Here is a 9,423-nt window from a genome sequence, read left to right as displayed (position 1 = left end):
GCCGGCAGCCGGTCGCGGGGTCACCGTCAGGGGCCGAAGCGGCATGCCGGGCCGGTATGTCCTGGGCCCGGTCATGAGGCCGAGGAGACGACGCACGGGACCTGGGGCCGGGGCCCTGACGTCAGGGACGACCGGTCAGGTAGCCGCCCATGGCGGTGAAGTACTCCGTCGCGGGCATTTCCCGGCCGTCCTCGGTGCGTACGCGTGTGATGGCCAGGCCGTGGTTGCGGCCGGTACGGGCGTCGGCCCCGGCGACGATCACCACACCGTCGCCCTCGCGGTAGAAGACACGGCCGGGCGTTCCGCCGTAGCGGCCCTGGGAGACCACTGCGGCGAGGACCTCGATGCGCTTGCCCTTGTGGAAGGTGAAGGCACTGGGGTACGGATCGGACTGGGCGCGGACCAGGCGTTCGAGGTCCTCCGCGGGCCAGGTCCAGTCGATGCGGATGTCCTCGGCCGACCGCTTGTGGAAGAAGGTCGCCTGGGAGCGGTCCTGCCGGGTGAACTCCGTCTTCCCCGCAGAGATGAGGTCGAGGGCGCCGATGGTGACGGGGCCTATGAGGTCGACGGTCTTGTGGAAGAGATCGGTGGCGGTGTCCGTCGGGCCGACCGGAACCGCCTCCTGCCGGACGATGTCGCCGGCGTCGAGCTCGTCGTTCATCATGTGGGCGGTGACGCCCACTTCGGACTCCCCGTTGATCAGGGCCCAGATCAACGGGGAGAAGCCGGCGTACTTCGGCAGCAGCGAGTCGTGGACGTTCAGAGTGCCGTGGCGAGGGAGCCCGAAGATGCGTGGGGGGATCCACGTCCGCCAGTTGTTGGCCACGATGATGTCTGGGGAGGCCTCCTCGAGGGCGCCGAACAACTCGTCGTCGTCCGGCCGGTTGCGGATCAGAACCGGTACGCCGCGAGCTTCGGCGAGATCGGCGACGGAGTCGCTCCAGATCTTCTCGTACGCGTGCTCGCTCCTGGGATGCGTCACGACCAGCACCACGTCGTGCTCGGAATCCAGGAGGGCTTGCAGGGTGCGGTGCCCCCAGGTCTGGTACCCGAACATGACGACCCGCATGGGTTCCTCCTTGGCGCAGGGACTGATGGCGGTTCAGTTAAGCAAGGCTTACCTTAGTCTGCAACCAGGCTTTGTTGTGGACCAGTTGACGGGTGAAGGTGCGCGGTCTCCTGTCTCGCCCTATCGACAGCTCAAGCAGATGAGCTTAGGCTCACCTAAATTCAACGGGCCGCACCGTCGGCGTGCCCGGCCCTTCGTTTCCCCGCGCCTCCGGGCGGCTTCCCCGCACGATGGGAGTGACATGTCACAGGTTCGGCCTGGCGACGCACCAACGGTCCTCGACCTCATAGGCATCGGTTTCGGACCGTCCAACGTGGCCATGGCGATCGCACTGAGCGAGCACGGTACCGGCGCCGGCGCGCAGGAACCGGTCACCGCTCACTTCTTCGAACGGCAGCCGCACTTCGGCTGGCACCGCGGGATGCTGATCGATGACGCGACCATGCAGGTTTCCTTCCTCAAGGACCTGGTGACGCTCCGGAACCCGGCCAGTGAGTTCAGCTTCCTCTGCTACCTGAAGAGCAGGGGCCGGCTGGTCGACTTCATCAACCACAAGAATCTCTTTCCCCTCCGGGCCGAATTCCACGACTACTTCGAGTGGGCGGCGGCCAAGGTCGGCAGCATGGTCTCCTACGGCCAGGAGGTCGTGGGCGTCACGCCTGTCGTGTCCGACGGAGTCGTGGAGTGTCTGGACGTGACGGTCCGCTCGGGGGAGGGGCTCGTGGTCCACCGGGCGCGCAACGTCGTCATCGGGACCGGGCTGCGGCCGCTCATGCCCGAAGGCGTACAACGCGGTGACCGCGTCTGGCACAACTCCGAACTGCTGACGAAGGCCGACGGGCTGGAGGGCACCTCTCCCTCGCGGTTCGTCGTCGTGGGTGCCGGACAGAGCGCCGCCGAGAACGTCGCCTACCTGCACCGGCGCTTTCCCCGGGCCGAAGTGTGCGCGGTCTTCTCCCGCTACGGCTACAGTCCCGCCGACGACAGCAGCTTCGCCAACCGGATCTTCGATCCCGGAGCGGTCGACGAGTACTTCGCCGCACCCGCAAGCGTCAAGCGCAGGCTGATGGACTACCACGGCAACACCAACTACTCCGTGGTGGACATCGACCTGATCGACGACCTGTACCGCCGGATGTACCAGGAGAAGGTCCTCGGCACCGAGCGGCTGCGCTTCCTCAACGTGTCCAGGCTCGCCGCCGTCGAGGAGAAGCCGGACGTGGTCCACGCCACGGTGAAGTCACTCGTCACGGGTGAGGAGACCCTCCTGGACGCCGACGTCGTGGTGTTCGCCACCGGTTACAGCCCTGTCGACCCCCTCGGCCTGCTCGGCGACATGGCGGACCACTGCCTCCGCGACGAAGAGGGGCGGGTCCGTGTCGAGCGCGACTACCGCATCATGACCGGCCCCGACCTGCGCTGCGGCATCTACCTGCAGGGCGGCACGGAGCACACGCACGGCATCACGTCGGCCCTGCTGTCCAACACGGCGATCAGGGTCGGCGAGATCCTGGACTCACTGCTCGACCGGGGCGTCAAGGCTGCCTCCGACGAGGCCCGGCTGGTCGGGGAGGGGATCGGGAGCACCGCTGGTCGGACCGCGCACGGCTGCGACGGCGCAGGCACCCCGTACCAGGGTGCAGGCGTGTCTTCGTGATCGGACGGCTGCGCCACCGGCCGCCGACGCCCGTGCGCGGCGGAGTCCGGCGGAGGTGCGGCAGGGGCTGTCCGCCGCGCCGGACGCCGATCCGCGTCCCACCGGGCCGGGCTCATCGTGCGGACGGTCCGGGCGCCCCGGACGCTGCTCGTGGCCGGCGAAGCGGCCCGGTGGGCGGGCCACGTCCACCGGCTGTGTGACGGCCGGTCCTGTCTCTGCCCCGTCCCGTACAAGAGCTGTGAGTGAACCGGCCCTGCCGGCTCGCCGGTTCAGGCGGCTGCCTCGTCGCCGGTACTGATGGCGGTGCCGATGCGGGGACGGACGGCGAACCGGGCCTCTCCGGAGACGGCACCGGCTTCCAGGAGGCGCCGGACAGCGGGGTCGCGGGTGGCAGCCGACATCGTCACGCCCAGTTCCTCGCACTGGCGGTGGGCACGCAGGACCGCACTGACCGTGGCCGGTGCGGCCGCCCGGTCACCGATGATCACGTGCACCGGCGCAGGCTGGTGGAGACGCACGAACGCCGTGATCCCGGCGGCCAGTTCGGCTCGTCCGCCGATCCCCGGATCCTCCAGCACGGTGAGGACCAGGACACCACGGTCAAGTCTGTGGGACAGCATCACGACCTCCGCTTCCGGGCCTGCCGGGAGGCCCTGGTGCACTGGGTCTTCCCGCCTCCGCCATTTCTCATACAACGCGCTCACGCACCGTCCGGGGGACCGGGGTCCGTCACCGGCGCCGGGCGGATCGTCGGCGGCGATTGCCCGACCGCCCGGACGGCCCGGAATCATGGTGCCGGGCGCCGCACCAGGAACACGGCCCCTGTGACACGACCGAGAGGACCCCGTGGCCGACCCCAAGAGGTACATCATCGAGTCATTGGACACCGGGCTGCGCCTGATGCGCCTCTTCCTCACCCATGACACCCTGTCGGTCACCGACGCAGCCAGGGAACTGGGAGTGGCCCGCTCCACCGCGCACCGGGTGCTCAGCACCCTCGAGTCGCGCGGCTTCGCCACCCGGGACACCTCGGGCCGTGGTTACTCCGCAGGGCCCGAACTGGTCACGCTGGGCCGCCCCGCAGGCTACGACCCCGGGACCAAGGCCCGTCTGCGGGTGGTGCTGGACGCGGCGGCCGCCGCCACAGGGGAGACGATCAGTACCGCCGCCCTGATCGGCGACCAGGTGATCATCACGGACGGGAGGGAGTCGCCGCACCCCGTGCGTGCCGTCCTGGAGTGCGGCCGCGCCCACCCCGCGCACGCCACCTCGGCGGGCAAGGTGCTGCTCGCCCAGCTGACCACCGAACAGGTCCGCGCTCTCTACCCGGAGGAACGGCTGCCCGGTGTCACCAGCCGCACAGTGACCTCCCGTACCGCCCTGCTCTCCGAGCTGGCCGGGGTCCGCTCCCTCGGCCGCGCCGAAAGCCGCAGCGAGTCGGTGAGGGGAATGAACGCTGTCGCCGTGCCCCTCGCCGGCAACAGCTGGCGCGACCGGCTGGCCCTGATGGCGTCCATGCCGGCGGACCGGGGCGGGGAATCCGAACTCGCCCGGCACGCCGCGGCGTTGCGGACGGCCGCGGGACTACTGCCGCCGTCCTCCTGACCTGGGCACGGCCGGTCAGCCGGAGCCTTCCGGCGCAACGGTCCCACCCATGGCCGACAGCGTGTACCGGCACCTGTCGGCAGGAGCGACCACTCCGGCCGACTGCCGCCCTCGCTTGCGCAAGAATCCGAAAGAAATTGCAGATGTCCTTGACGGTGGCACTGACGGAGCGGCAGGCTCCGGACCGTTGCTCTGCGGCAGCCCGGCATGCGGCTGACTTCAAGGGCACGGTCCTGCCCTGTCACCGAAGGAGCCCTACATGCAGCGCCGGTTCCGCCTGAGCGGTGGGACGGCGTCGGCAGGCTGTCGCCCTCGGCCGCGGCGCGGAGTGATCCGCCGCATCGAACGCACACACCCCTCGACCGAGAGGCTCCGACACCCTCATGCGCAATCAGACCGATGTTCTCGTACTGGGCGGCGCCGGCGTGGACACCATCGTCCATGTTCCTGAACTGCCGCTCCCCTTCGCCGACAGCTACATGATCCGGCCGGGCATCGAGACCCGGGCGGGGCAGAGCGGGGACTTCGTCGCGCTCGGGCTGCAGGCCCTCGGTCTGCGCACACACCACCTCGACATGATCGGTGACGACCACGAGGGGGACCTGGTCCGCGCCCTCCACCGTGACCGGGGCATCCCGCTCACCGAGGCGCCCCTGCCGGGCGGCACGAAGCGCGCGGTCAACCTCGTCGGTCCGGACGGGCGCCGGCTGTCCCTGTACGACGCCGCACGCGCGCACGACTCGGACCGCTTCGAGGAGTCGACGGTCCGCGGGCTCGTCGCAGTCACCCGCCATGCGCACGTCGTCATCACACAGCCGTGTGCCTTCACGCTGCCGGTGCTCCGTGAGGCAGGGGTGACCATCTCCACCGATCTGCACAACTGGGACGGCGTCGACCCCTACCACGAAGCGTTCGCTCTCCAGGCGGATGTGGTGTTCCTGTCCACCACCGCCCTGACCGACACCGAGCGCACCATGCGTGAGATCGCCGGGCGGGGGAGGGCTCGTGTCGTCGTCGCGACCGCGGGCGCCGCCGGGGCGTACCTGCTGCACGAGGGTGAGCTGACGCACATGCCCGCGGTCGCCCCGCCCGGCGCGGTGGTGGACTCCAACGGCGCCGGCGACGCCTTCGCCTCCGGTTTCCTCCTGGGCCTGCTGAACGGCGAAGACCCCCGCCGCTGTTCGCTGTTCGGCACGGTGGCCGGTGCCTACGCCTGCACCGTGCCCTCGACGCGCACCGATGCCATCGGCCGGGAGGAGCTTCTCGTCCGGGTCGCCGAGGTGGAGCGGGGACGCGTGGTGGACCGCGATCTGCGGTCGTCCTGACCGTCGCCAAGGGTGCGTCGGGCCGGCACCCCCGGGGCGCAGTGGCCTGCCGACCGCCGCGCCCCGGGCCCGTGCGCCGCCCCGGCCGGACGCCCCGTCGTGTGTGTCACCGGACGCCTGTGCACCAGCCGGCGGTACCGCGCACCCGCACCTCGTACACGGCGCCCGGTGGGCGCCGTGTACGCCGTCCCCCGGTGGACCGGCCCCAGGACCGGTGACGGAGGATACGTAGATCCTCTTCCGGATCCCAGACACCTGGAGTACGTGTGGCCGTCCACGCCCTTTCCCTGTTCTTCGGCCGCGGGCGCATGGGGGCCGCGGCGGCGACAGGCCTTGCCTGCGCCCTTGCGGCAGGCGCACTGGCAGGCTGCGCCGGTGCGGGTGGAGCGTCCGGGGATGCCGGGACCCAGCAGCGGAAGGAAACCGCCGAAGTGCTCCTGCCCGCGGCCGGTACGGAATTCGACTACCAGATCGGCGGGGGCTACGCGCCGCCGGAGGGTGTGCGGGCGGTGTCCCGCGACCGCGATGACGAACCGGTCCCCGGCCTGTACAACGTCTGCTACGTCAACGCCTTCCAGACGCAGCCCGGCACACTGAAGTGGTGGCAGGGCACCCACCCCGGGCTCCTGCTGCGTGACGGCGACGGGGAGCTGATCATCGACGAGGGCTGGGACGAAGTGCTTCTGGACACCTCGACGGCGGCCCACCGCGCCGAACTCGCAGAGATCGTCGGGGGATGGATCGACGGCTGCGCCGAGAGCGGATTCCAGGCGGTGGAGCCGGACAACCTCGACTCCTTCGAACGCTCGCAGGGCAAGCTGACGAAAGAGCACAATGCCGCCCTCGCCAAGACATTGGCCGCGCGGGCGCACAGCGGCGGCCTCGCCATCGGGCAGAAGAACACCACCGATCTGCTCGACCGGCACGCCGCGATCGGCTTCGACTTCGCGGTGACGGAGGAATGCGCACAGTTCGACGAATGCGATGCGTACGCCGACGCGTACGACGGCCGTGTCTTCGCGGTGGAGTACGAGGGCGAGGGCGATGTCGGCTTCAAGGAGAGCTGCTCCACCTGGGGCGACAGGGTCTCCCTCGTTCTGCGAGACCTCGAGGTGCTCCCCGCCGGAGAGAAGGGGCATGTCTTCCGGACCTGCTGAGCACGGACGGGAAGGGGAACGGCCGGGAAGGGGGTACGGGCGGCGGGGCGGGCACTGCGCGGCGGCGTGAACGTGGGCGTGTCCGCGATCCGGCTCCTCCACCTCGTGCAGGCGCTGCCCGGCCGGCTCAGAAGTCCACCGGCTCGCGGATGAGCGGGCAGGTCATGCAGTGCCCGCCGCCCCGGCCGCGGCCCAGCTCCGCACCGACGATCGTGATCACCTCGATTCCCGCGGCGCGCAGCAGATCGTTGGTCTGGGTGTTGCGGTCGTAGGTGAAGACGACCCCCGGTTCGAGAGCGACGGCGTTGTTGCCGCTGTCCCACTGCTGGCGCTCGGAGGCGTACACGTCGCCGCCCGTCTCGATCACCCGCAGGGCGGGCAGCCCCAGGCTCCGGGCCACGACGTCGGTGAACGGGCGCGATCCCTCGTCGACGACCTCCACACCGGGTGACCTGTCGCTCGGACGGAGGGAGAAGGTGTGGACCGCTTCCATGATCTTCGGATAGAGGGTGACGATGTCACGGTCGGCGAAGGTGAAGACGGTGTCCAGGTGCATGGCCGACCTGAGCTTCGGCATGGCGGCCACCACGACGTGCTCGGCGGCCCCCTGGCTGAACAGGGACGCGGCGACCTGGGTGATGGCCTGACGGGAGGTGCGTTCGCTCATTCCCATGAGTACGACGCCGTTGCCGACCGGCATGATGTCTCCGCCCTCGAAGGTGGCCTGGCCCCAGTTGATCTCGGGATCCCCCCACCAGACCTTGGTTCCGGAGAAGTCGGGATGGAAGCGGTAGACCGCCTTCATCAGCAGCGTCTCGTCGTGGCGCGCGGGCCAGTACAGAGGATTGAGGGTCACCCCTCCGTACAGCCAGCAGGTGGTGTCACGGGTGTAGAGCGTGTTCGGCAGCGGCGGCATCAGATATTCACGCGCCCCGGTCGACTCGCGGGCGAGGGCGAGGCAGCTGGAACGGTATTCGTCGGGCAGGTCCGCGGTGGCCATGCCGCCGATCAGATACTCGGCCAGACCATGTGGTTCCAGTGACTCCAGAAAGGCGCGTGCGGGGTCGACGAGACCCAGGCCGACCTCGTTGGCGGTGATCTTGCGGTCGAGCAGCCACGCCGTGGCCGCGGGATCCGTGAGCGTGGCGGCCAGCAGGTCGTGCAGTTCGACCACCTCGACGCCGGCCTGCTGGAGCCGGCCGACGAATTCGGCGTGGTCACGCTGCGCGTTGTCCACCCACATCACGTCGTCGAAGAGCAGATCATCGGTGTTGCTCGGGGTGAGCCGGCGGTGGGCGAGGCCGGGGGAGCAGACCAGCACCTTGCGCAGCTTGCCGACCTCGGAGTGGACGCCGTGCGCGGGGGGAGCGTCCACAGCGGGTGCGTTCGTCATAAGGGCTGCCTTTCTGTCGGGGCCGGGGTGCCCGCTCGTGGAGGGGCAGGGCGGGCGGGGGAGGGCGGGCCGGGGCCCTAGAGACTGATCCAGCCCGATGCCAGGGCGCTCACGCCGAGGACCGCCCCGACGACCGATACCGCGCAGATGACGAGCTCCGCCGGGGAGAAGAGCCGGCGGCCCTGCTCCCTGCGGGCCATCGCGAACAGGATCGTGGCGGGGGCGTAGACGATGAAGGAGACCAGGACGAATTTCAGCCCGGCCGCGAACAGGAGGAACGCGGTGTAGACGACCGCCACGACGCTCACGACGAGGTCGCGCGTGCGGCCCTGCCCCTCGGTCAGCCCGTCCGGACGAATCATGATCTTGACAGCGAACGCCGCGGCGAGGAAGAACGGGATCAGGGACAGCGAGCTGGTCAGATCGAGGGCGAAATTGAACGCGTCGTCCGAGAACAGGGTGATGACCAGGACGAGCTGAGACAGCAGGGTCGTCATCAGCAGCGCCGACACGGGCACGTCCGCGGAGTTGGAGCGGCGCAGGAAACGCGGCATGTCGTCGTCCCCGGCGGCCACGAACAGGACTTCCGCGGCCATCAGGGTCCAGGCCAGATAGGCGCCGAGCACGGACACGATCAGCCCCACGCTCACGAAGACCTGGCCCCACGTCCCGACCGCCTCCTCCAGGACCGCTGCCATGGAGGGCTGGCGGAGGCCGGCGATCTCGGCCATCGGCATGATGCCGTACGACACGATGGTGACCGACGCGAAGACCGCGAAGACGCTGAGGAATCCCAGAACGGTGGCTTTCCCGATGTCCTCACGGCGCTTCGCATGGCGCGAGTAGACGCTGGCGCCCTCCACCCCGAGGAAGACGAACACGGTGGCCAGCATGGTGCCGCGTACCTGGTTGAACAGGGAGCCCGCGTAGTCCGCACCGCCGAGGTTGCCGGTGAAGACCTTCGCGTCGAAGAAGAACAGGGCCAGGACGACGAAGACGAGGATCGGGACCACCTTGGCCACGGTGACGACCCTGTTGATGGCCGCCGCCTCTTTCACTCCCCGGCGGATGAGGAAGTAGAAGGCCCACAGGCCGGCCGTGGACACGGCGGCGGCCAGTACGGTGTCGCCGTGTCCACGGCCGGCCAGACGGCACCGATCGTCGATGTGATCAGCACCCAGTACGTCACGTTGCCGACACAGGCGCTCGCCCAGTAG

General features: G+C 69.7%; 7 protein-coding genes and 1 pseudogene. 4 read left to right on the top strand and 4 right to left on the bottom strand.

Annotated elements, in window-relative coordinates:
* Positions 1-121: 121 nt before the first annotated feature.
* Positions 122-1,069 carry a methionyl-tRNA formyltransferase gene (locus tag VN520_RS02545; protein WP_325745170.1) on the bottom strand — a complete coding sequence of 316 codons (948 nt, stop codon included), beginning with the start codon at positions 1,067-1,069 and terminating at the stop codon, positions 122-124.
* 241 nt (positions 1,070-1,310) lie between these two features.
* On the opposite strand from VN520_RS02545, the gene VN520_RS02540 reads away from it, so the two are divergent.
* Positions 1,311-2,726 (top strand): lysine N(6)-hydroxylase/L-ornithine N(5)-oxygenase family protein, encoded by a 1,416-nt coding sequence (locus VN520_RS02540; protein ID WP_325745169.1) that lies wholly within the window; start codon positions 1,311-1,313, stop codon positions 2,724-2,726.
* 269 nt (positions 2,727-2,995) lie between these two features.
* Here the strand turns inward: VN520_RS02540 and VN520_RS02535 are convergent, their stop codons facing one another.
* Positions 2,996-3,346, bottom strand: coding sequence for a hypothetical protein (locus VN520_RS02535; protein WP_325745168.1), 351 nt, complete (start codon positions 3,344-3,346; stop codon positions 2,996-2,998).
* A gap of 226 nt (positions 3,347-3,572) precedes the next feature.
* On the opposite strand from VN520_RS02535, the gene VN520_RS02530 reads away from it, so the two are divergent.
* The 3 genes from VN520_RS02530 (at position 3,573) to VN520_RS02520 (ending at position 6,813) form a co-directional block, all read left to right on the top strand.
* On the top strand, positions 3,573-4,331 hold the full coding sequence (locus VN520_RS02530) for an IclR family transcriptional regulator (RefSeq protein WP_325745167.1): 759 nt from the start codon (positions 3,573-3,575) through the stop codon (positions 4,329-4,331).
* 383 nt (positions 4,332-4,714) lie between these two features.
* On the top strand, positions 4,715-5,656 hold the full coding sequence (locus VN520_RS02525; RefSeq protein WP_325745166.1) for an adenosine kinase: 942 nt from the start codon (positions 4,715-4,717) through the stop codon (positions 5,654-5,656).
* Positions 5,657-5,922: 266 nt separating this feature from the next.
* A complete protein-coding gene (locus VN520_RS02520; RefSeq protein ID WP_325745165.1) occupies positions 5,923-6,813 on the top strand; it encodes an endo alpha-1,4 polygalactosaminidase in 891 nt (296 codons plus the stop codon).
* Positions 6,814-6,940: 127 nt separating this feature from the next.
* Here the strand turns inward: VN520_RS02520 and VN520_RS02515 are convergent, their stop codons facing one another.
* The gene (locus VN520_RS02515; protein ID WP_325745164.1) at positions 6,941-8,206 is read right to left on the bottom strand and encodes an arginine deiminase; all 1,266 of its coding nucleotides are present in this window, start codon (positions 8,204-8,206) and stop codon (positions 6,941-6,943) included.
* A gap of 77 nt (positions 8,207-8,283) precedes the next feature.
* Positions 8,284-9,423, bottom strand: a pseudogene (locus VN520_RS02510) (amino acid permease); the annotation flags it as partial.

The sequence above is a fragment of the Streptomyces sp. genome, from assembly GCF_035563135.1.
Taxonomy (GTDB): Bacteria; Actinomycetota; Actinomycetes; order Streptomycetales; family Streptomycetaceae; genus Streptomyces.
This window is presented reverse-complemented; position numbering and strand designations above follow the sequence as displayed.